Raw genomic sequence first — 22552 nt, forward strand, 5'->3', positions numbered from 1 at the left:
ACGCCAGCGCCCCAGTCGAGCGACGCAAAGCTTCAACGACGGATCGGAGGTCTCCTACGGAAACCTGCCGGACCCCTCGTCCACGAGTGATAGCTGCGCCGACGAGCGAGGCCAGCGATGCCAGTTGAAAGGCACCCAGCGCGCCATTGCGTTCCAATCCTCCGAACGCGGCAAGGTAACTGGGCATGTGGTGCGTTCTGGCCAAGTATTCCGTGGCGGCAAAGCCAGAGAAGCCGAACAGCGTCAGGGTCAAAGAGAAAAGGAGTGATGGAGTGAGGAGAGAGCGTCCGCCTCGCGCATACGTGGCCGCGATGGCGTAGGCGTTCAGACATACCAGGACGGCTAGGCGACCCGGCAAGGCCAAAGCTAGTGCGACAGCCAGTCCTGACCCGAACGCAGCCAGCCGCAGCATCTCCTCCCGAACGTGCTCCGGGGACACGGTTCGGCTGCTTGATACATCGGCGAGTCGTGAAGTCTGCACAGACCGTCCTCAGAACGGATGGGTTGAGCAACGTTTGACGAAGCGGCTACGTGCGGGCGTCGTCATGGAAGTGCAGTTACAAGCCTACGGACAGTAAGCGGGGAACCCAAAGCCACCACTCGTGCGAGCAACAGCGCGCCCCATGCAGCCAGCGCAAGACGCCGCATGCGCCTCGTTGCCTCCGCAGTGCCGTTGCCTGCTCGAAGTCAACAACGCGGTGCCCGCCGTCTTGAATACGCCAGGTCGTAACCTACACCCGCCGCCGTCGCAGGCTTTATATCTGGGCGAGCCCGCGACGATAGGCGATTTGGCTGCCTACGAGGCTTATCGCCGTCGCCCCGGCAAGGGTGATGCCAATCGGGTCGCCGACCACCGTCGTGGAGGAGGCAGCCAAAATGATCGCACATGCGTAGGCGGCACTCACAAGCCGGGTTATTGCGCCTACTCGCTGCATGCCTAGCGCTTGGGACGCCGCCTGCCGCGCAGACATCCAGCCGCCGGCCATTGTCGCGACCGCGACGATCAACCATGGTTGCCAAGAGTCGCCTAGGGACATCTGCGCAAAGAGCAGCGCACTACCGACTCCGAGGCTCGCCAACATCGCCGCTAGCGCGACGAGTGCAGATGTAGCACGCTTCACCGCCAGGGCGAGCTTTTCGCGGGCATCGGGGAGGCCTAGTTGCCAGGCGCCGAGCCCGAAGGACATGACCAGCACACCGTTTATCAGGTTCATAGGTGATACAGCCGATTGGGTCACACGATAAGCCGCCACTAGCGACTGGTCGTAAAAACTGGTGACGAATGTTGGTCCTGCCACCACGAAAGCAGCCAGGCTTGAATCTAGAAGACCCCACTTGCCGAGCGTCCACGAGGAGACGAATCGGGTAGCAGGCAAGTCGCTAGCGCTCCTGAAAATTAGAATGACAAATCCAAAGGCTGCCCCTGCAATCCATGCTAGGGAGGCGCTGATAAGACTTGAACCAAACACAGCCACTAAAGGCAGTGTTATGCAGAGCCAAGCGAGATCGCTAAACAAAACAGCACCGATTTGCGATTCGGACATGCGAACGTATCGTAAGCCATCTTGACCATAAACGACGACGGGCGCTAAAGAAACAAAAGCCACTTCCCATGCCCTAAGGGACGTGGTCTCGGTGAGGACCCAAGCAACGAGCGGGGCGCTCGCAGCCGTGAGCGCAATCGACACCGGCAATACCCACCGGACCGGTATTCGCGATCTTCCATGGTGACGTTGGGAACTGAGCGCCGGTCCGTATACCGACAGCCGCCCGACACCAATGAGCGTGATAATAGTTAGTTGGACGGTCGCGAACACAGCAAAATCGCCAGTGTCCATCCTCCGAGCCGCTAATAAAACTAATAGCGCATTTGATCCGCTTGAAGCCACTTGGTCCAGCAAGAGCGGGCTCAAAAGAAGACGTACGCCTCGGCGGAGCCTCCTCATTCCAGTTCTCCATCGATCCAACCGCGTGGAAGCGGTGCAGTGCAGAACAGACTCTCACCAGCTGCCATCTCAGTCAGCATCTGGAAGTACCTTCCTCCTACCTCCGGGTAGCAGGTTCCACTAGGCTCCAACACGGCCGACCTAAATCAACGGCGGCTAAGGAGCGCGAGATGCTCCGCACGTTGCGCATCGCTTCCGAATCTGTACGCGACGACTCGGGCAGGACATCCTACCGCTATGGCGAACGGTGGAATGTTGTTCGTCACCACCGCTGCGGCGCCAATTATCGCGCCATCCCCGATCGTGACGCCGCTCAGAACGGTGGCATGACCACCAATCCAAACATCGACGCCGATGCTGACCGCGTCCTCCGGCCGCGCCGGACGATCGCCGACCCATACGGACTCGAGGATCGGCGTACCGATTTCGTCGATGGCGTGATCGTGTCTACCGGCGATCTGCACATTCATTCCAATAACGGTGAAGTTTCCAATCGAACCGTCCACCTGAATTGTCGTCCGCGGCCCGATTGCCACCCCCCGGCCGATTCGCAGGCCGTGAGGGGAACTAAGGACGACGCCGCGTCCCACCCTCAGGTTTTCTCCGACGGAAACATTTTCATTGATAGCAAGGAAACGCATGACCTTTCGGAGAAGTCGTTGGCTGACCCGCGGCGCGCCACTTCGGGTCCCTACCGACGGGCTAGTCACTGGGCCAACCGTCCCTTCCGAGTTGCTGCGGCTGCCCCGAGAGAGCTTTTCCGAGACCTTCTGACATAACTTCTGCCGAGTAAGCGGTCGCGATGGCATCCGACCATCTTATTCGCTGCCTGTCGGTCGTGGGCTGGCTAGTCTGAGCGCACAGCGCCTCCGAGAGGGCAGATGCGTCGTCGCTAGGGAAGAACGTTATAGCGCCGGTCCGCACGAGTTCGATCTCCGGCGAATGTCTTTCATTCAAAGCCACGAGAACCGGGACGCCGAAGCCTATGCTCTGCGTCAAGCCGAGGCCTGCGTAGCCGGGTGAAAGACTGCAAATGGTCCGAGCGTAATGAGCACGCAATCGGTCAGCGTCATAAACCCAGCCAGGAAAATGCACGTTACTTGTTAAACCGAGCGTTTCTGCCTGCGCGCGAAGGGCTGGCTCATCTGAACCTCCTCCGATAAGGATGAGATTAAACCCTTGCTCGACGAGCTTGGATCGCGCAAAAGCCTCAATCGCTAACGAGACCTTCTTTTTGGGCTCAAAACGTCCTACATAGAGGAAGTCACGGCGCTGCAGGGTGCCCTTTTCGTGCCGCATGGTAGCGGCTGGATAAATGGCGTTAGCCGCGACCCAAACTGGCTGACTCGGGAGAGCCTCCTTAGCGGGAAGAACGCTGTCATACCCGTAGAGGACGGTTCCTTGCGAAAGTTGACGCATCATGCGTCGCAGCCATGCAGTTCCTGAGCCGGCACCCGCCTGCGGTTCAAGGTGACCCCATACTAAGGAACGTCGCCTCAATACACGGCGTCCAATTAAGAGCACCCAAGCCGTAAGGCTGCGAGGATTAAGGTCCACGATGGTGGCCCGTGCGGCTAACGCTGTCCTCCAACCGCCCAACTGCAGAAAAGCTTGCCCATGGAACAGTCGTCGATTCCGCACCTCCACGTACCAATGATCCGGAATGCCGGTCCGAACTGTTGGATCTATGTGTTCCCTGCTACAGAAAAGCACGAGTTTGGGGCCAAGCCGATTACGCAACTCCTGTATGCAAGCGTGCCGATACGCAGGCAGGACGGCGGTGTAGATCACGAACTCGTCACGCCTATTACCCACGACGGAACTCCTTTGCCTTCACGCCAACTTGCCATAGATAGAAGGATTGAGCGACTGCGTAGTGGAAGCCGGCCGAGCCGTCGAAACAGCCCCCGCGCAGCAAATAGGCGTACACAAAAAAGGCAAACGGCCGGAACGGAATGCGCGCGTAGCGTTGCGCCCGAACCGACCGATGCCGCAGAACTTCCTCCGCTGCCCCGGGCCGAGCTAACAGATGCGCCTCCCAATCGCTGTACCTATTGTGCCTCCCGAAGTAGTCATACAAGCTGTCCAGATCCTCGTGCGCCATCGTCGCCTTTAAGGCGTCGACCCGACCCTCTACGACAGGTTGGTAATGCCCTTCTACCTCCCACATGTTGACCGCGCCGAGGTCATCTACCTGAGGCCACTGCGTTTTATCACGGCGTACTAGTACCCGCTTGCTTACTTTGTGCCCGTGACGCAGTTTTCGCCCCATAAAATGGTAGTCTATGGTTACGTCAAACGCCGCGATGCCCAACGAATCCGCTGTCTCTAAACGATGCCGGATTTCCTCGGAGAGCTCCTTTGTCACGACTTCGTCTGCGTCGAGATACAGCACCCATCCGTGGCGCAAGGGAGCATGAAGCAGCGCCCACTCCTTCTTTTTCGGGTATCGCCCATTCCATTCAAAGCGGACGACCTCAGCTCCGTGCCCGCGAGCAATATCCTCGGTGCGATCCTTGCTACCGCTGTCGACCACGACGATCTGATCGAAGTCTGCGACGCTTTGTAAGGTCCGCGCGATCACGGGCTCCTCATTCTTGGTCAAGATCAACACGGCAGCGCGGATCTTGCTCATCTCTCCCCCTTCCGTCCATGCACTGAATTCTCCATTTGGCGGGTGACTACGGCGTTGGTTGGTACGTCCCTGCCCACTGTGCATCCGGCTGTCACGACAGCCCCGGGCCCTATCCTTACCCCCGGCAGAACTGTCGAGCGAGCGGCGACCCAAGAGGCGTCACCAAGGGTAATGGGCGCATTGCGGTACTCGAAGGTGGCAGATGTCCAATTGTGCGAGCCTGCGCAGAGGAAGGCCTCCTGCGAAACACAAACCCGCCTACCCAGCGTTACTGGTTCAAGATTCAAGATCCATACACCTTCGCCGAGCCAGGAGTGGTCCCCAACCTCCAGCTTCCATGGCCAAAGCACTTTCACCCTGTGTCGAATAAACACCCCCGTACCGATCTTCGCCCCGAAGGCCCTTAACAGGAGGACTCGGAGCCGCGCCGGGCACCACCATTTCTGCACAATCAAATTGGAGCAAGCGAACCAAAGGGCCTGCAGTGCAACCGGGCGCCCCTTGTCGTAACCCGCTCCCGTAAAATCCTCGAGACGCTGCTCTCGCACCACTCCGCCTTTAGCCGTCATCGCGTCCCTTCAGGTAAACTCGCGCCATTTTGTTCAGAGTCCCGTCGACGCAAGCGGCGCTCGGCGGAATGTGCCCTTTAACAGGAGTTGACATCGCCACCGAGCGCCTCTCGCTTCGAACGACGTGCTTGCCTTCAGCGTGCCACAGGCGTGGTGACCAACACTAAGCGTCCGCGCTCTCCGAGCTTCCTCTGTTGCTGGCGGCGCCGAACGTTCCGCGGCCCGGACCAGGGCGCGCCCGGAGCCGACCCGATGCGCTGCAGGCCGATAAGGCCAAAGCTGCCGCACCCACCGGGCGGGGCTGCGGCGCCACGGCAATCAAGTTCGTCATCTCCGTTCAGAAGACCAGGTCACAACCGTTAGGCCGATGCGGCGAACGACCGGTCAAGGAACGACCGCACTCTCCACAAGAACTGCGGTGTCATAGATCGCGGCTTCAAACTGTTCGAGGCAGTGGCCCAGGCTCGCTGGCCCTACGACCGTCTCGCCCTGCCAGAACTCGGCGGCGCTGGTCTGCGGGCGCTCATCAACTGGGTCACCCGACTTAAGCGCCACGGACTGTTGGACACCTGCGAAGCATCCACCGCGTCGCGTCGCGCCGCGAACGGCGTCGCAGTCGTGAGGCGCGGTCGGCCCCTCACGTCCCGCTCGGGCATGATGAGAGTGGTCGCTTCAACAGGCGTGGCAGCCGACTGGTCGACCATAGAGTGGTTCGACCAGAGACCCACGCGGCAGTAAGGAACCAGTTGAGTATCCGCGACTACCTGCGCGTCCTGCGCGTGCGCTGGCGACTGGTTGTGCTCTGCGCGCTGTTGACCCTGTTCGCCAGCGCAGTGGCGACCTTCGGGGCGACGCCGATGTATCAGGCAAAGGCTCAGGTGTTCGTGAGCACGACCTCCGGGGCCTCGGACACCGTGTCGGGTCTCAATCAGGGCGGGCAGTTCGCTCAGCAACGGGTGAAGTCCTACGCGGACATCGTCGATAGTCCGATGGTCACCGAGGCTGTCATCCGTGAGCTCGGCCTCACCACGACGCCGCGCAGCCTGGCCAAGCAGATCGCGGCCAGTGCACCGCTGGACACCGTGCTGATCAACATCAACGTCACCGACGAGGTCCCCCGCGACGCGCAGCGCATCGCCAACGCGGTGGCGGAGCAGTTCACCCGCGTCGCCACCACGCTCGAGACCCCGACGGGATCCACGACCTCGCCCGTGAAGGTCAGCGTCGTCCGGCGGGCCGACCTTCCCGAGGCACCCGTCTCCCCCCGCCCGAAGCTCAACGTGGCTCTGGGACTGCTGGTCGGTCTGGCCGTGGGCGTAGGCGGCGCTGTGCTCCGTGAGGCGATGGACACGAGCCTCAAGGGAGTCGAGGAGGTGCAGGACACCCTCCACCTGCCGACCTTGGGCCTCATCGGCTTCGACCCAGAGGCGTCCAAGCGGCCACTCATCGTGCACGTGGACCCGCAGTCGACCCGCGCCGAGGCGTTCCGGCAGCTGCGGACCAACCTGCAGTTCGTCGACGTGGACCGGCCCGCCACGTCGATCGTCGTCACGAGCTCGCTACCGCAGGAAGGCAAGTCCACGACCGCCTGCAACCTGGCCATCGCGCTGGCGCAGGCGGGGCTGCGCGTCATCCTCGTCGAGGCTGACTTGCGTCGGCCGCGGCTGGCCTCCTACCTCGGCATGGAGGGGGCAGTGGGGCTGACTGACGTGCTCGTGGGCCGCGCCGAGCTCGATGACGTGCTGCAGCCGTGGGGGGCCACCGGCAGCCTCAGGGTCCTCGCCAGCGGCCCGACGCCGCCCAACCCGAGCGAGCTGCTGGGATCCGCTCACATGCGGGACCTGGTCACACGCCTCGAGGCGCAGTCCGACCTGGTGCTGATCGACGCGCCGCCGCTGCTGCCGGTCACCGACGCCGCCGTCGTCGCGACCCTCACCAGCGGCTGCATCCTCGTCATCCGCGCAGGCAAGACGACCAAGGAGCAGGCGAGGCGGGCCGTCGAGATCCTGCAGGCCGTGGATGCGCACCTCTACGGCGTGGTCCTCAACATGGTGCCGACCAGCGGTCCTGGGGCCTACCGCTACGGCTACTACGGCTACGGCTACGCATCCGCGACCACCGCGAAGGACACTCCTTCGACTCGTGCTGTGCCAGCCCGACCGTTGCCGGAGCCGGCTCCCGTGCCGCCGAGCCCCCAAGCGCGAGTCGCCACCGAGACCGTCCTCCCGCACTCCGGCACCACGATCGTCGAGCCTCCCACCGCACCGTCGTTCTCGTGGCCGGCGACGTTCGCGCTCCCGGCCCCGGCGGAGCCGCCGCCTTCCACCGACGAGCCACGTCGCTTCGAGTAGTCCGACGCGCCGCACGACCCACCTAGACTGTCGGCGTGACCGCGACTCCCCTCGATGAGCAGGCCCGCATCTACGTCGCCGGCCACCGAGGGCTTGTCGGCGGCGCCGTTGCGAGGCTGTTGCAGGAGCGTGGCCACGAGGTCATCGGACGGACGAGCGCGGAGCTCGACCTGCGTGACCGGGCCTGCGTCGAGTCGTTCTTTGGCGAGGTCCGGCCCACCCACGTCGTGCTCGCCGCGGCGAAGGTCGGCGGGATCCTGGCCAACTCCACGGCGCCGGCCGACTTCCTGTCGGACAACCTGCGGATCCAGCTCAACGTCATGGACGCGGCGCACGCCTCCGGCGTACAGGATCTTGTCTTCTTGGGGTCGAGCTGCATCTACCCCAAGCTCGCGCCGCAGCCGATCCACGAGGACTCGCTGCTGACAGGGGCGCTCGAGCCGACGAACGACGCCTACGCGATCGCCAAGATCGCCGGCATCATGCAGGTGCAGTCGATACGGCGGCAGCACGGGCGACCCTGGATCAGCGCCATGCCGACCAACCTCTACGGACCCGGCGACAACTTCGACCTGGAGAAGTCGCACGTCCTGCCCGCGATGATCCGCCGCATGCACGAGGCGAAGGAGTCGGGCGCCCCCTCGGTCACGCTCTGGGGCACCGGCTCGCCGCGGCGCGAGTTCCTCCACGTCGACGACCTCGCGGAGGCGGTGGTGTTCCTCATGGAGCACTACGACGACCCGCAGACGATCAACGTCGGCACCGGGGTCGACGTGACGATCAAGGAGCTGGCCGAGCTGGTGCAGCGGGTCGTGGGCTACAGCGGTGAGCTGGCCTGGGACACCTCCAAGCCCGACGGCACCCCCCGCAAGCTGCTCGACGTCAGCCGGCTCGAGACACTGGGCTGGAAGGCCTCGATCGAGCTCGAGGACGGCGTGCGGTCGACGTACGCCTGGTTCCTCGAGCACGTCGCTGACGGGACGCTGCGGCGCTGAACACGCTGGCCTCCGATCGCGCCGGCATCCTCGCCTTCGGGCTGATGTGCGGCGTGCTGATGGCTGGCGCTGTCCTGCTGGTGCTCGTGCCGCTGCGGCGCCCAGAGCGGCTCGTCGTCGCGGCCCAGGTGCTCGTCACGGCGTTGACCTGGCTGGTGATGAACCGGAGCTTCGAGGGGCAGATCCTCGCCGAGCCCTTTCCCGGCAACGGACTGACCCTGGCCGACCTGCTCGCGCTGCCCTCCGCACTGCTCGCCGGAGCACTGGCGTGGTCGGCTCGCACCGCGCCGGCCCCTCGTCGCAGCTCGGCGACGCACCTTCGGCGGACATAGCCGACCGCTGCGGCCCGCGTGTGGCTGCGACGTTTGCGGGCCTGCATCCGGCAGACTCCCGGTGTGCACCTGAGACTGCGTGATGTCGCCCTGGTCCTCGCAGGGATCGCCACAGTCGGTCTCTGCATCCACGTGGCAACTCGGATACCCCCGACGCCCCAGGGTGCGACCCTGGCGGCGTCCAGCGTCGCGTCACCCCCGCCCCTGGCCGAGACGGTGATCGACGAGGTCGTCGTGATCGGGGACGACGTCGCCGCGGTCACGGGGCACGGTTTCCCGCTCCAGCTGGCCAACCGGACCGGCTGGCAGATCACGACCGACGCCGTGGACGGCTCGGGCTACGTCGCCCTCGGCGCCTCCGGTGCTCCCGGCCTGGCGGCCCGGGCCGCCGCTGCCGCAGCCCGCCGCCCTGACCTGGTGATCCTGGCGGTCGGGCTCAACGACGCCCGGGACTTCGTCGGCGACCAGGCGCTGCGCGATGCGGCCCGCGACGCCTTCGCCGAGCTCACGAGCCAGCCGACGCTCGTCATCGGGCCCTTCTGGCCCGGGACGGCCTCCCGACAGGCCGCTGCTGTGGACGACCTCCTCGCCGCAGAGGCTGCCGCGGCCGGCCTCACCTATGTGAGCCCGACGGACGAGCGCTGGTTCTCCGGCGTCGCGAGTGACCCCCGGGCGTCCCTGCGCGTCTTCCTGGACGACGACCTCGTGCGTCCGAGCGCAGTCGGGTCGAAGGTGCTGACCGACCGGATCCAGGAGCACCTGGACACCTTGGCATCAGGCTGAGCACGCTCCCTGTGCGCGGTCCGGATCGCCGCCTCTGCGAACTAGGGTGGGGCGTGTGACGCGGGCACTGATCACGGGGATCTCAGGCCAGGACGGCACCTACCTCGCAGAACTGCTCGCGGCCCGCGGCTACGAGGTGAGCGGGCTCGTCCGCAGGACGTACGCGCCCGAGAACGACGTGGTGCGGCACCTCGTGCCCGGCGTTCGCCTGCTTGAGGGCAACTTGTGCGACACCCGCAGCTTGATCGGCGTCCTCGACGCCGTGCAGCCTGACGAGGTCTACAACCTCGCGGCCTTCTCGGAGGTGGGGCGCTCCTGGGAGCAGGCCGAGCTGGCTGGTGACGTCAGCGGGCTCGGGGTGCTCCGGCTCCTCGACGCCCTGCGGGTCCACACCAGCGGCGAGATGGCTCGCGTGCGCGTCTACCAGGCCTCCAGCTCGGAGATGTTCGGCCTCGCTCGCGAGACGCCGCAGACCGAGATGACGGCCTTCCACCCGCGCTCGCCCTACGGCACCGCCAAGGCCTTCGCCCACCACACCGCCGTCAACTACCGCGAGAGCTATGGCGCCTTCACCGCGTGCGGCATCCTCTACAACCACGAGAGCCCGCGGCGGCGTCCGAACTTCGTCACGCGCAAGATCTCGCTCGGCGTCGCGGCGATCTCGCTCGGCCAGGCCGACCACCTCACGCTCGGCAACCTCGACGTGCGACGCGACTGGGGGCACGCCGCGGACTACGTCGACGCGATGTGGCGGATGCTGCAGCACGACGAGCCCGGCGACTACGTCATCGCGACAGGCACCACCCACAGCCTGCGCGAGCTCCTCTCCTGCGCGTTCGCCTGCATCGGGGTGGACGACTGGACTCCCCATGTCCGGCAGGACCCCTCGCTGCTCCGCCCCGCCGACGTCAGCGTGCTCACCGGGGACCCGACGAAGGCGCGCGAGGTCCTCGGGTGGACACCCACCCGGGACTTCGACGCCATCGTGCGGGAGATGGTCGAGCACGACGTCGCCTACCTGCGACGCACGGCCGACCTCGGCTGACCCCTGTGACAGCGCGCCCGCCGGGCGGCGACGCCCGCATCTAGGTCGCCCGCCATCGCGGCCTGGTCCGCAGCGCCGTGACCCGCGGGGGACGGGTTCGCCGCGGCGTGAGCTCCTGCACGTCGACGACCTGGCCGAGGCGGTCGGCTAGAAGGCCACGAGCGCACTGGAAGACGGCGTGCGGTCGACAAACGCCTTACATAGAGCCCTATTCGCAGCTCCGACTCACGCCCCGCGATCTGCGCCGGCCCGCAACTCGCGCACGGCAAAGCCGAGGAACTGGGCGTTGCCGATGAGGTAGCGCCGCCAGAGGCGGCGGGGCTCGCTCGCGAGGCGATGAACCCATTCGAACCCCGTGCCGCGAAGCCGCTCAGGCGCCTCGCGCTTGAGGCCGGCGAGGAAGTCGAACGCCGCGCCTACGCCGATCAGGACGGCATCGACGTGGTCCACAAGATGCGCGATCGCGTAGTCCTGCTTAGGGGTGCCCAAACCGACCCAGACGACATCGGCTCCGCTATCGCGGATCTGCTGCCCCCAGGCAGCGAGCCGATCCTTGTCGAGCGCCGCAAACGGCGGCGCGAGCGAGCCGACGATGTGCACTTCGGGGTTCAGCGCACGCGCCGCCGCCTCCAGACGAGGGAGCACCACATCGTCACCACCAAGGAAGAAGTGACGCAGGCCTGGCTGCAAGAGCATCTGACGCATCAGGCTCGGGCCGCGGACAGGGCCGGGGTTGGGCAACTTGGTCTGCCAGTAGCCGAACCAGCCGACCGGGACCCCGTCAGGCAGGTTGTAGGCCCGGTGCTGCAGCGCTGCGACGTAGTCGGTGTCCTTGCTCGCGAGGGTCAACGTGTAGGCGTTGCAGAGGTGGACAGCCACGCCGTCACGCGCCCTCGCGCGCTCCGACAGGACATCGACTGCTCTGCCGCGGTCAACGAGCTGCACCTCGACACCGGCGAAGCGGCACGCGGTGACGTCGACCGTGCTCAGCGCCCCTCCTCGTTGACACAGGTCGGACTGGGCCGCCGACCGTGGTTCGCCACTGTAACGCTCGATCCTGCTCACCGGACGACGCTGGCGCAGCGTCGATCACACCGCCTTGCGGGCACCCCAGGGAGCGTCGTGGGGGCGCAGCGCGGCACCACCACCCGCGCGGACGGCGTGCGCGGCGAGCAGCCCAGCCACAGTGATGGAGTTCTCGATGGCACCCGCCAGCACCTGACTGACGGCCTCGTCGAGCGGCAGCCACCCCGTTTCGAGCTCTTGCTCCTCGTGGACGAGCCGTGGGCGCTCGGCGACGGGGACGTCCACCAGGTCTCGGGCGAGCAGCACGCGGACGGTCTCGTCGGCCATGCCAGGGCTGGTGAGCAGGTCGGTGAGGGCATGCCAGCTGCCGGCCGTGTAGCCGCCTTCCTCGAGCAGCTCGCGCTGGCCCGCCTCGAGGGCCGACTCGGTCGTGCTATCGAGCAGGCCGGCCGGGATCTCCCAGAGCCGGCGGCCCACCGGGTGACGGTACTGCCGGACCAAGAGCACGCGATCGTCGGTATCGAGCGCGACGATCGCCACTGCCCCGGGCAGCTCGACGACATCGCGCTGCGACGTCACACCGCCCGGCATCGCCACCTGGTCGGACCTCACACGCAGGACCCGCCCGTCGAAGACCCGCTCGGAACGAACGACGGCGTACCCGTGCTCCGGACCCTGGGTCACATCAGCCCAGGGAGGCGGTCGCGAGCGCGGGGTCCGCCACGAACGCGCGGATGCACTGCACGACGTAGTCGAGCATCTCGTCGGTGAGCCCCGGGTAGACACCGACCCAGAAGGTCTGGTCGGTGACGATGTCGGCATTGGTCATGTCGCCGACGACCCGGCACTCGATGTTCGCGTAGGCCGGCTGCCGCAGCAGGTTGCCGCCGAAGAGCTGGCGGGTACCGATCTTCTTCGCGTCGAGGTACTGCACCATGTCGTGGCGCGAGAAGTGGCTGCCCGGCTGGATGGTGATGGCGAAGCCGAACCAGCTCGGCTCGCTGTGGGGGGTGGCCCTCGGCATGATGAGGCAGTCGAGGTCCTCGAGCCCATCATGCAGCGTCTGCCAGTTGCGGTTGCGTGCCTTGACGAAGCCCTCGAGCTTGGGCATCTGCGCGAGGCCCACGGCAGCCTGCATGTCGCTGGCCTTGAGGTTGTAGCCGATGTGGCTGTAGGTGTACTTGTGGTCGTAGCCGAAGGGCAGCGTGCCCAGCTGCCACTGGAAGCGCTTGCCGCAGGTGTCGTCGCACCCGGTCTCGCACCAGCAGTCGCGACCCCAGTCACGGAAACTCTCGACCAGCCGCTTGAGCTTGGCGCGCTTGATCATGACCGCGCCGCCCTCGCCCATGGTGATGTGGTGGGCAGGGTAGAAGCTCACCGTCGACAGGTCACCGAAGGTCCCGGTGAGCTTGCCCTTGTAGCGGGCACCGAGGGCGTCGCAGTTGTCCTCGACGACCCACAGGCCGTGCTCCTTGGCGAGCTTGGTGACGGCCGCGACGTCGAACGGGTTACCGAGCGTGTGGGCCATCATGATGGCCTTCGTCTTGGGCGAGATGGCATCGGCAAGGCGCTCGGACTGCACGTCGTAGGTGCCGAGCTCGATGTCGAGGAACACCGGCACGAGGCGGTTCTGGATGATCGGGTTGACCGTGGTCGGGAAGCCGGCCGCGACCGTGATCACCTCGTCGCCCGGCTTGAGCCGGCGGTCACCGAGCTGCGGCGAGGTCAGGGCCGACAGGGCCACGAGGTTGGCCGAGGAGCCCGAGTTGACGATGAAGGTGTCGCGCACGCCGAGGTAGTCGGTGAAGACCTTCTCGAAAGCGGTGGAGAAGCGGCCTGCGGTGAGCCAGAAGTCGAGGCCCGAGTCGACGAGGTAGCTCATCTCGTCGCCGTCGAAGACCTTGCCCGAGACGGGGACGGGGGACTCCCCCGGCACGAAGGTGCGCTCGGGGAAGGCTTCGCTGTGATACTCCCGGGTCAGCTGGAGGATCTGCTCACGGAGCTCGGCGGCGCGGGTCAATGGAGGTTCCTGTTCAGAGTCGCTGATCGGCCGGTCGGGGATAATTGTCTCAGACAGCGGTCGCGACGGCCTCACGCGCGTAGGCAGCGGTGCGCTCGACCTGCGCCCGCAGGTCCCTCGGCTCCACGCCGAGCGCCGCGCACGAGCGTAGCCACGGCTCCGGGTCGGCGGCGTAGCGGTCGTCGGGCAGCGTCGGGTCGAGCTGGGGCCGCACGATCGGTGAGGTCAGTCCCAGGCACGAGTGGACTGCCTCGGCGACATCAGCGGCTTCGACCTCCTCGGTCCCTGCCGTGCCCACGCAGACGTCGGTGCCGGCTGCGGCCACGGCCCAGGCAGCGAGGTCGGTCACGTCGACGTAGCTGCGGATCACCCGACGGTTGCTCCGCAGCTGCAACGGCTGTCCGCTGAGCCCCTGCTGCACGAGGTCGGTGAGCAGGAACACCTCGGGCTTGGTCGCATAGGGCCCACCGACGTTGTAGACCCGTGCGACGGCACACCGTCCGCCTGACGCATCACGCAAGACGTGCTCGTCGAGGCGCTTGAGTGCCGCATACGGGTTGTCGCGCATCCCGCCGGGCTGCTCGGCAGCTCCCGTACTGGCGTAGAACAGCGCCGGCTGGTGGCGGGCCACGGACTGCAGCACGATGTCGGTGATGGCGACGTTGGCCGCGACGTAGCGTTCCCAGGAGCCGTCGGCGAGGTGATCGCGCGTCACATAGGCATAGTGCAAGAGGACGTCGTGTGGCACGTCCGGCAGATCTTCGAGTGCGAGCACGCCCTCACGGGCGCGCGAACCGAAGCAGACGACGTCGTCGCCGCGCTCCCGCAGGAGTGCGGCGGCAGCCCTCCCGAGCCAGCCCGTCGCACCTGTGACGGCGTAGCGGACCACTACTCGCGAAGCGACGGCGGGAGGAGCCCGCCCCAGCGACCCTCGAGGGCCGACACGCGCTTGTGGTCCTCGCGCTGCAGCGCGCTGTAGTAGTCGCGCTTGTTGGTCAGCCAGAGCAGCTCGAACTGGATGGCCTCGAGGAAGCCGTCCTCGACCTGCGCCACGCCCAAGGCGTCCGCGGAGAAGATGACCTTGCGAGTCTCAAAGCGGGTCAGCTTGACCTTCGCGATCTCGCGCAGGGCGGGGATCGAGTCCACCGACACACCGCCGCCGACCACGAGGTCAAGACCGTTGTCCGCACACAGCTCGGCAATACCGAGGACGTGCTCGGTGACGCGCGGGTCGTTGATGCCGTCGCTGTCGAGACCGAGCGATCCCGCGAAGTCGCTGCGCCCGAAGACGATGCCGGCCACGCCAGCCGCGCCCGGGCGGCGAGCGAGCTCGACCATCGCCTCACGGTTCTCGTAGCCCGTGATCGTTTCGACGTTGAACAGGAACTGGGTGTCGATTGCCTCGTCGACCGAGTACGCCTTGTTCTTCGCCGCGATGTACTTCGACAGGGCGAAGGGGGTCTCGACCATCGGTGCGATGATGTAGTTGACGCCGATCTGCTTGGCCTCGAACAGGTCGCGCAGTGCCTCGCAACCGCCGATCTTGACCGCGAGGCCCATGTCGGCCGAGTGCGCGATCTCGACGAGCCGCAGGAGCTCGTCCATGCGGGTGCCCTCGGCCTCGAACTCGGCCTTGACGGAGAGCCAGCCGTACTTCTCACGGCCCTTGATGAGGATGTCACGCATCTTGCGCTCGGTGGAGTTCACCCGGACAGGTTAGCCGTGTCTGCCCCAGTTGGTGAGGCCTCCCCGAAGACGAGCGCCGCGAGCTGGGTGCTGTCACCGCAGAGCAAGGCACCTGGGACTTGGCGAAGGCCTGCTCCGCCGTAGCCGTAGGCCGCGCCGATGAACGACGTGCCCGAGTGCGTCGCAGCCTCGAGGTCCTCGACGGTGTCGCCGACGAAGAGCACTTCGGCCGGCACCCAGGCTCGCTGGCCGACGAGCCAGGCCAGCGCGGCGTCCTTGTCCGGGTGCGTGGGCGGCGAGTCGGGGCTCACCGCGGACGACACCCACCGGTCGAGGCCGTGCAGCGCGAGGATTGCCGCTGTCGGCGTGGACGGCTTGTTGGTGACGACGTGGCAGGTCGTCCCGGCGGCGACCAGGGCATCGAGGAGGTCGACCACCCCGGGGTAGACCGTGCAGCGGCGCCAGCCCTCGTCGTCGTACAGCCGCCGGAAGGCCCGACCCACCTCGACGACGACCTCGGGGCCTGCCTGCGGGAGGCAGCGTTCGAACAGTGCGGGGACCCGCGCGCCGATGTGGTCGGCGAACCCGACCAGGTCGTGGCCCGGGGCGGCGACGAGCGCTGCTTCGCGCGCCGCCCACTCGATGCCCGGCCGGGAGTCGACCAGCGTGCCGTCGAGATCGAAACCGACGGCCGTCCAGCGTGGGCCCGTCACGCGGGCAGGTGCGGCAGGACCGCCCGGTGAACGTCGTCAGGGAGCTCCGGCGAGTACAGGTGCAGCGGGTTGGACTCCATGCTCCCCTCCGCGGTCACCCGGCTGGTGATCTTCGGGAAGTAGGTCTGCTCCGGGTCGACCGGCACGACGAACAGCGCCGGCCCGGGGGCGTCGAAGAGCTCCAGGAAGCCGGGATCGGTCGTCCAGTCGACCGGGAGCACGTAGCTCGGGATGCCGAACGACGACGCGAGCGCCTGCCAGTCGGGGAAGCCCAGTCCCGTGGCGGTGTCACACCCGAGGTAGGAGCCGCCGAAGTAGTTGCGTTGCGTCATGCGGATCGAGGCGTAGCCCTGGTTGGACAGCACGAAGGTCTTCACCGCCAGGCCGTTGACCGCGACGGTCCCGAGCTCCTGGAGGTTCTGCGCGAAGCCGCCGTCACCCTCGGTGTGGATCACCCGACGTCCCGGGTGGGCAATGGCGACGCCGATCGCACCGGAGAGGCCGTAACCCATGCTCGCCAGGGACTTGTCGCTGATGATCACCTGGCCAGCGCGCTGCAGGAACGACTGGTAGAAGACGGTGAAGGCCCCACCACTGGAGCAGGGGACCACGGCGTCGGAAGGCAGCGCGAGCGACGACAGGTCCAGGTAGAAGTCGTAGGGGTCGATGAAGCCGTCAGCGTGCTTGTTGCCCTCCTCGGACAGCGGCAGGCGCTTGCGTACGTCGTCGGCGAAGGCGAGCCAGCCGTCGGTGTCCAGCGGGTCGCCCGACACGAGTCCGCGCAGTACCGCGTCAGCGTCGGCCTCGATGCCGAGGTCGACCCGCGGGTGGCCTTTGCTCAGCTCCAGTGGGTCGATGTCGACCTGGACGACCGTCGCGAGCGGAGCGAAGCCCTGCCAGTTGAAGCCGGTCTGCTGCAGCCCGAGGCGCGTCCCGAGTGCCACCACGAGGTCGGACTGCTGCAGCAGCACGTTGGCTGAGCGCATACCCCAGGTGTTGGGTCGTCCGAGGTAGGTGCGCGCGTCGGCGTCGACGCGGTCCGCACCGTTGTAGGTCGTCATGAGCGGCACACCGCGTTCGACCAGACGGGGTACGCACTCGGCCGCGGCAGCCCGCGACACGCCACCGCCGAGGAGCACGACCGGCCGTTCGGCGGCGTCGAGCAGCCGCTGCACCTCCTGCACCTGCGCGTCGCTGGGCGTGGCGCGTGCAGGCCGGTCGGCGCGACCGTCGTCGAGATCGGCGGGCCGCACTGGCGCGCCCTGCGCGTCGAGGCAGAGCTCGATGAAGACCGGGCCCGGACGCGGCCCGGTGCCGGCCAGCACGATCTCCTCGAAGACCCGGCGCGACACGGGGCGCTCGACGCGCTCGCTGCGGACCGTGATCGGGGCAAGAATGCTGACGCCGTCGATCTCCTGGATCCCGCGCTGGCGCAGGCCGTCGGTGGCGAGGTCCGAGCTCTTGACCTGCCCGCCCAGCACGAGGAGCTCCCGGCTCTCCGCGAAGGCGCCCGCTACCGCGGTCACGATGTTGGTCAGGCCCGGCCCGGCTGTGACGAGGGCGAACGCGCGCCCCCGCTCGGCGGACTCGTTGAAGTACTCGACCGCCACACCGGCGGCCACCTCGTGCACGGTCGCCACGCAGGTGAAGCGAGTCCGACAGGAGTCGAGCATGTGCATGCTGTTGCCACCGGCCAGGAAGAAGCAGTGGGTGTAACCCAGCTCGACGAGCCAGTCGGCGAGCACATCGGCGTACTTCACGGGGTCGGCGTGCTTCACGGAACTCGGTCTCCTGCCAGTCTCTGGCCGCCGTCGAGGGGGCAGCCGACTCGTCCGTCGAGCCTAGGGGAGGCGGGAGCGGCGCCCGGCCCCGTGCAAGACTCGAGCGTGAGCCGACCCGTCACCGCCTCGACGGCACACGGTGCGCTGACACCGACGGGGAGAGGTCTCGCACTCGGTTCGCTGGCGCTGCTGGCAGCGCGCGGCGTGTCCCTCGTCGGCGGCGTCGTGGGGCTCGGGGTGATCTCGCGCGCACTGCCCGAGGAGGACTTCGGGCTGTGGGTCGTCGTCAGCACCTTGGCGGTCCTCGGCGGGGTCGTCGACGGCGGGCTGACGCAGGCCATGCGCAACAGGCTCTCCCGCCTGGCAAGCCTCGACGAGCGCGACCACGAGGCGGAGCGGCAGCTCTTCGGGACTGTGCTGCGGGTCATGGGTGTCCTGGCGCTGCTGCTCGCAGGGCTCGTCGTCGTGACGTCCGCAACGGTGCCCTGGGGCCAGCTGGTGGGTGCCCAGGGGGGCGACGACGACGCCCGGACCCTTGTGGTCGTGGTGCTCTGCGCCTACCTCCTCGGGGTGCCGCTCGGGCTCGGGTCGGCCGGTTTCGTCGCCTACCACCAGTCCAGCGCCAAGGGACTCGCCGAGGGCGCGCAGGCCCTTGCTCTGCTGCTCGCCACGTTGGTGTGCGCGGGTTCCGGACTGCTGGCGCTTGCGGGCGGGTACTTCCTCGTGCTCGACGGGTCCCTGTTCATCGTCCTGCTGCTGTTCGTGCGCAGCCGGGGTTGGCGGTGGCGGCAGCTCCGCGGCCGGACGTCACGGTCCGAGTTGCGGAGCCTCGTCCGCGAGGGGTCCGGCTTCTGGCTGCTCGCGGCGGCCTCGATCGTCGTCTTCTCCCTCAACCCGCTGGTCGCCGCGCACGTTCTCGGTGTCACCGAGGCCGGCGAGCTGGGGGCGACTCAGCGGCTGTTCCTGTTCCTCATCACCCTGCACTTCACCGTGCTCACCCCCCTGTGGTCGGCCTATGCGGCAGCGGCCGAGCGAGGTGAGTGGGAGTGGATAGCGCGGGCGACGCGACGCTCGCTGGCAGCGACCGTCCTCCTCGTGATCGTAGGCGGCGGGCTTCTTCTGGTGACCGCAGAACCGTTGCTGCGGCTCTGGCTCGGGCGGACCGTCACCGACGGACCGCTGGTCCTCGCGCTCGTCGCGTGGTTCGGTGTCTACGCGCTCACGAACTGCTTGTCGGTGGTGCTCAACGGGACCGGGCTGGTGGGACAGCAGGCGGCCTTCGCAGCCGGCGCGGCGGTGCTCACCTGGCCGGTCTGCGCCTGGCTGGGACAGCGTCACGGTCCCTCGGGGATCGTCTGGGGAACGGTGCTGGTCGTACTCCCCGGGACCCTTGCCAATGCCGTGCGGGTGAGGCGGCTCCTGGACGTGAAGGTGGAACGCTCATGACACCCACCCCGCCGCTGCTGTCGATCGTCGTCCCGACCTTCAACCGCGCGCGATTCCTGGAAGAGGCGCTCGGCGAGCTGACCGCGCAGTGGGCCGCGCTGGCAGCGGACGACCGGGCAGCCGTCGACGTGGTCGTGGTGGACAACGGCAGCGAAGACACGACACCGGAGGTGACGGCGCGCTTCGCTCGCGCGGGCGCCCTTCGAGTCGTGCGACGCCCGGTCAACATCGGCCCGTCGAACACGTGGCGCTGCACGGAGTACGCCGAGGGCGACTTCGTCCTCATCCACTCCGACGACGACGTGCTGCTTCCCGACGGCCTGAGCACGATCGTCACGGCCCTGCGGTCGCACCCCGACGTCGACGCGCTGTCGCCCAACATCCGCGACTTCGCCACAGAGCTGTTCGACGGTTCCGTGGCGTTCGCCCGCTCGGCCGACGCACGCCGCTCGGCCGCGGACCTCCACGTCGAGCTGGGCTCGCTGATCACCTACATCTCCGCGCTCGTCTACCGACGCTCGCTCGTGGCCGACCTCCCCTACGAAGAGGTCTACGAGACCTACCTCCCCCACTCCTATGGCTTCGTCGACATCCTGAGCCTCGGGACGACGTTTCTCGCGCTGGCCCGCCCGTGCATCGGCTACCGCAACGACAACGCCGGGCCCTACGACTACGTCCACGTCTTCCTGGACCAGTACTTCCGACTGCTGGCGCGCGCCCAGTCCCGAGGCCTCCCAGCGGACGACGTGGCCGAGATCCGACGGGCCCACCTCCGGCGGCACGTCGTCCCGATGCTTGTCCGGGTCAAGGCCCAAGGCGCCTTCGGTGAGGCGTTCGTCGACTGGCCCGCGGCCCGCCGTCGACTCCGTGAGCACTACAGCGGCAGCGACCGGGCGCTCTGCGAGCTGCTGGCGCTGCTCACCCGCACACCCGCGCCTGTCGTCCGTGGCGTGCTGGCTGCTCGTAAGGCGCTGAGGCCCCGCGGCTCAGAGCCCGTCGCGGCGCGCGAGCATCCCTAGGGCCAGTGAGTCGGTGAAGCCGCCGCCGTGGGTGTACTCGAGGCGAGCGACCTCCGTCCAACCGGCTCGCTGGAGCAGGACCGCCAGGGAGTGGGGCGTGAAGTAGGTCAGGTGCTCATGCAGGCGGGGGAAAGTGCCTGGAACCCACCGCCCACGAGCCGCGACCCGCAGCGGGGTACTCAGCAGGTCAGCGGTACGGATGCGCTTGTCGCCCCTGTTGAGGAAGCGCACCCACCGACCGTGCAGCGGCTTGGCCCACTCCGGGGGTATGCCCGGACGGTCGAGAGGCACCTCGACGTAGAGGTGGCCACCGGGGACGACTGAGGCACCCAGCTCGTCGAGCAGCGACGCCGGGTCGGTCACGTGCTCGAGGACATGGGCCAGCACCAGCAGGTCCACGGGTCCGGGTAGGTCCTCGAGCCGCGCGACACGAGTCACGCCCGCCACCGGCTGGACGTCCGACAGCTCGAGGACCCACTTCTTCGCGGTCGGAAGGTCCGGCAGGAACTGTCCGGCGTCGCCGCCGAAGTCGAGCAACGTCGATACCTCGGAGCCGAGATGCGCGGCGAGGAACTCCCCCACGCGTTCGCGGCGGCGGCGAATGACGGCCTCGTCGCTGCCGATGCGGGCATTGAGCGCAGCTGTGTAGAGCGGTTCGAAGCGCTGCCGGTGGGCCTGGTAGGCGGCGCTGCGGTACTCGCTGTAGAGCACGCGAGTCTCACTGTCGGTGTAGCGCCTGTCGAAGAACGACAGCCCGCACTCGCGGCACCGCAGCAGCCAGGGGTCCGTGACGTCGGGGCCGGGGGCGTCGTGCCGCTCACCCACGTAGGACTTGATGAACGGCGCGAGCACGGACTCCGTGCGCTCGAGGTCGTCGCTCCCACAGGCGAGGCAGTGCGTGACAGTCCTCATACGGCAGCCGGCTCCGGCCGCGCGACGGCGGACGCGGCCACCGCCTCGCGGGCAGCGGCGGTGCGGCGGGCGCGCCAGGCCGCAACCATGACGAGGACGGCGATCATCGTGATCAGCGGCGGGTTGATGAAAGGACCCACACTGACGTCGTTGTAGACGATCGGCAGCGACTTCGGCACGAGGACGAGAGCGAACAGCACCGTGAAGGCCCGCGCTGGCCACTGGACCTCGGACTCGTCGCGGATCAGGAGCAGCAGCGGAACGATGAAGAAGCACAGACGGTAGTCATAGGAGGCACTCATGCACACCGTCGCCATGGTGGCCAGGAGGAACGACGCCTGCCACAGCTTCATCCGCACGAACACGATGAACGCGCCGAGCAGCGCGGCGAAGGCCAAGGAGAGCGCAGCGGCGACGTAGCGCGCCTCGTCAGGCAGGACGCCGAGTCCGACGTAGCCGTTGGTCATGCTGATCAGCGACGCGGTGTGCTGGACGAAGTGAGAGCTCGTCCCTCCGGTCTGGGCCGCGAAGCTCTTGAGCGAGTCGATGAACAGCAGAGCCTCTTCGACCGGCCCGTTCTCGAACACGCTCAGGGCGGTCACGGTGACGACGGCCCCAGTGGCCACCCACACCGCGAGCTCGCGCCACTGCCTGTCCCGGATGAACAGCGCGCCGTAGACCGCCGGATACACCTTGATCGCAGCGGCGAGCGCGAGCAGCACAGGCCGTTGGAACCACCAGCGCTGCCGCAGCAGGAGGGCGGACGCGACGAAGACGAGCGCGAACCCGTCCACGTTGCCACGGTCGACGAGGAACAGGAACGGGTAGGTGAGGGCACCGAGCACCACGGCGGCCAGTACCCTGGCTGATCCTTGCCCTGGCAGTACGGCGTAGGCGATGGCGACCATGGCGGCCGCCAGTAGTCCGAGGAAGACCGCTGCCGCGACGTCGTAGGGCAGCCAGGTGAAGGGCCGCAGGACGAAGTGGACCAGTGGCGGGTAGTTGCTCGCCCGCAGGGGGTCCGCGGAGTCGTAGGGGGAGTCGAGCTTGGTGATCGACCACATCTGGTAGAAGTCGCCGAACAGGTGCCGGCCGGCCCCGGCGCTCTCCGCCGCACCCGGGAAGCGGTCGTCGGGCCGGTAGAAGGGAGTGCTGTAGGGATAGCCCTTCTGCAGGTAGGCCCCCGCCATGTAGTGCACGAAGGCGACGACGGCAAAGCTCACAGCCAGGATCAGCACTGCCAGGTCGCGTCGCTGCAGCGGCGACGACCCCGCGGTCGCAGCGGCGCGCCCG

General features: G+C 67.2%; 20 protein-coding genes. 7 read left to right on the forward strand and 13 right to left on the reverse strand.

Features of this window, described 5'->3' with window-relative positions:
* Positions 1–755 precede the first annotated feature (755 nt).
* The 4 genes from Q8R60_11210 to Q8R60_11225 form a co-directional block, all read right to left on the reverse strand.
* Positions 756–1838 (reverse strand): hypothetical protein, encoded by a 1083-nt coding sequence (locus Q8R60_11210; protein ID MDP3713036.1) that lies wholly within the window; start codon positions 1836–1838, stop codon positions 756–758.
* A gap of 254 nt (positions 1839–2092) precedes the next feature.
* Positions 2093–2587, reverse strand: coding sequence for an acetyltransferase (locus Q8R60_11215; protein ID MDP3713037.1), 495 nt, complete (start codon positions 2585–2587; stop codon positions 2093–2095).
* A gap of 1166 nt (positions 2588–3753) precedes the next feature.
* Positions 3754–4581 (reverse strand): glycosyltransferase family 2 protein, encoded by an 828-nt coding sequence (locus tag Q8R60_11220; GenBank protein MDP3713038.1) that lies wholly within the window; start codon positions 4579–4581, stop codon positions 3754–3756.
* The gene (locus Q8R60_11225; protein MDP3713039.1) at positions 4578–5150 is read right to left on the reverse strand and encodes a WcaF family extracellular polysaccharide biosynthesis acetyltransferase; all 573 of its coding nucleotides are present in this window, start codon (positions 5148–5150) and stop codon (positions 4578–4580) included. Before Q8R60_11225 ends, Q8R60_11220 begins: the two co-directional genes overlap by 4 nt.
* Before the next feature lie 746 nt (positions 5151–5896).
* Between Q8R60_11225 and Q8R60_11230 the strand changes: the two genes are divergently transcribed.
* The 5 genes from Q8R60_11230 to Q8R60_11250 all read left to right on the forward strand — a co-directional run bounded on the left by Q8R60_11230 (position 5897) and on the right by Q8R60_11250 (position 10656).
* Positions 5897–7501 carry a polysaccharide biosynthesis tyrosine autokinase gene (locus Q8R60_11230; protein MDP3713040.1) on the forward strand — a complete coding sequence of 535 codons (1605 nt, stop codon included), beginning with the start codon at positions 5897–5899 and terminating at the stop codon, positions 7499–7501.
* 35 nt (positions 7502–7536) lie between these two features.
* Positions 7537–8496, forward strand: a complete 960-nt coding sequence (locus Q8R60_11235; GenBank protein ID MDP3713041.1) for a GDP-L-fucose synthase — start codon at positions 7537–7539, stop codon at positions 8494–8496.
* A 59-nt stretch (positions 8497–8555) separates the two neighbouring features.
* Positions 8556–8828, forward strand: a complete 273-nt coding sequence (locus Q8R60_11240; protein ID MDP3713042.1) for a hypothetical protein — start codon at positions 8556–8558, stop codon at positions 8826–8828.
* A gap of 234 nt (positions 8829–9062) precedes the next feature.
* Positions 9063–9611: a GDSL-type esterase/lipase family protein gene (locus Q8R60_11245; GenBank protein ID MDP3713043.1), complete on the forward strand. Its 549-nt coding sequence runs from the start codon at positions 9063–9065 to the stop codon at positions 9609–9611.
* A gap of 55 nt (positions 9612–9666) precedes the next feature.
* Positions 9667–10656, forward strand: a complete 990-nt coding sequence (locus Q8R60_11250) for a GDP-mannose 4,6-dehydratase (GenBank protein MDP3713044.1) — start codon at positions 9667–9669, stop codon at positions 10654–10656.
* A 225-nt stretch (positions 10657–10881) separates the two neighbouring features.
* Here the strand turns inward: Q8R60_11250 and Q8R60_11255 are convergent, their stop codons facing one another.
* From Q8R60_11255 to Q8R60_11285, 7 genes are all read right to left on the reverse strand, one after another.
* Positions 10882–11721 (reverse strand): WecB/TagA/CpsF family glycosyltransferase, encoded by an 840-nt coding sequence (locus Q8R60_11255; GenBank protein MDP3713045.1) that lies wholly within the window; start codon positions 11719–11721, stop codon positions 10882–10884.
* 24 nt (positions 11722–11745) lie between these two features.
* Positions 11746–12294, reverse strand: coding sequence for an NUDIX hydrolase (locus Q8R60_11260; GenBank protein ID MDP3713046.1), 549 nt, complete (start codon positions 12292–12294; stop codon positions 11746–11748).
* Between the two features lie 73 nt (positions 12295–12367).
* Positions 12368–13702: a lipopolysaccharide biosynthesis protein RfbH gene (rfbH, locus tag Q8R60_11265; GenBank protein MDP3713047.1), complete on the reverse strand. Its 1335-nt coding sequence runs from the start codon at positions 13700–13702 to the stop codon at positions 12368–12370.
* 49 nt (positions 13703–13751) lie between these two features.
* Positions 13752–14591 (reverse strand): NAD(P)-dependent oxidoreductase, encoded by an 840-nt coding sequence (locus Q8R60_11270; protein ID MDP3713048.1) that lies wholly within the window; start codon positions 14589–14591, stop codon positions 13752–13754.
* Positions 14591–15409 carry an aldolase/citrate lyase family protein gene (locus Q8R60_11275; GenBank protein ID MDP3713049.1) on the reverse strand — a complete coding sequence of 273 codons (819 nt, stop codon included), beginning with the start codon at positions 15407–15409 and terminating at the stop codon, positions 14591–14593. Before Q8R60_11275 ends, Q8R60_11270 begins: the two co-directional genes overlap by 1 nt.
* Entirely contained in the window at positions 15406–16101 is a 696-nt protein-coding gene (locus Q8R60_11280) for an HAD family hydrolase (protein MDP3713050.1), read from the reverse strand. Before Q8R60_11280 ends, Q8R60_11275 begins: the two co-directional genes overlap by 4 nt.
* A complete protein-coding gene (locus tag Q8R60_11285) occupies positions 16098–17879 on the reverse strand; it encodes a thiamine pyrophosphate-binding protein (GenBank protein ID MDP3713051.1) in 1782 nt (593 codons plus the stop codon). Before Q8R60_11285 ends, Q8R60_11280 begins: the two co-directional genes overlap by 4 nt.
* A 108-nt stretch (positions 17880–17987) precedes the next feature.
* On the opposite strand from Q8R60_11285, the gene Q8R60_11290 reads away from it, so the two are divergent.
* Both Q8R60_11290 and Q8R60_11295 read left to right on the forward strand, forming a co-directional pair.
* Positions 17988–19328: a lipopolysaccharide biosynthesis protein gene (locus tag Q8R60_11290; protein ID MDP3713052.1), complete on the forward strand. Its 1341-nt coding sequence runs from the start codon at positions 17988–17990 to the stop codon at positions 19326–19328.
* Complete coding sequence (locus tag Q8R60_11295) at positions 19325–20347, forward strand: glycosyltransferase family A protein (protein MDP3713053.1); 1023 nt, start codon at positions 19325–19327, stop codon at positions 20345–20347. The genes Q8R60_11290 and Q8R60_11295 overlap by 4 nt, the downstream gene beginning before the upstream one ends.
* On the opposite strand, the gene Q8R60_11300 is transcribed toward Q8R60_11295, so the two are convergent.
* Together Q8R60_11300 and Q8R60_11305 are read right to left on the reverse strand one after the other, a co-directional pair.
* Positions 20315–21259, reverse strand: coding sequence for a class I SAM-dependent methyltransferase (locus tag Q8R60_11300; protein MDP3713054.1), 945 nt, complete (start codon positions 21257–21259; stop codon positions 20315–20317). The genes Q8R60_11295 and Q8R60_11300 overlap by 33 nt on opposite strands.
* Entirely contained in the window at positions 21256–22482 is a 1227-nt protein-coding gene (locus Q8R60_11305) for a glycosyltransferase family 87 protein (protein ID MDP3713055.1), read from the reverse strand. The genes Q8R60_11300 and Q8R60_11305 overlap by 4 nt, the downstream gene beginning before the upstream one ends.
* Positions 22483–22552: the final 70 nt, after the last annotated feature.

The sequence above is a fragment of the Mycobacteriales bacterium genome (assembly GCA_030697205.1).
Classification (GTDB): Bacteria; Actinomycetota; Actinomycetes; order Mycobacteriales; family SCTD01; genus JAUYQP01.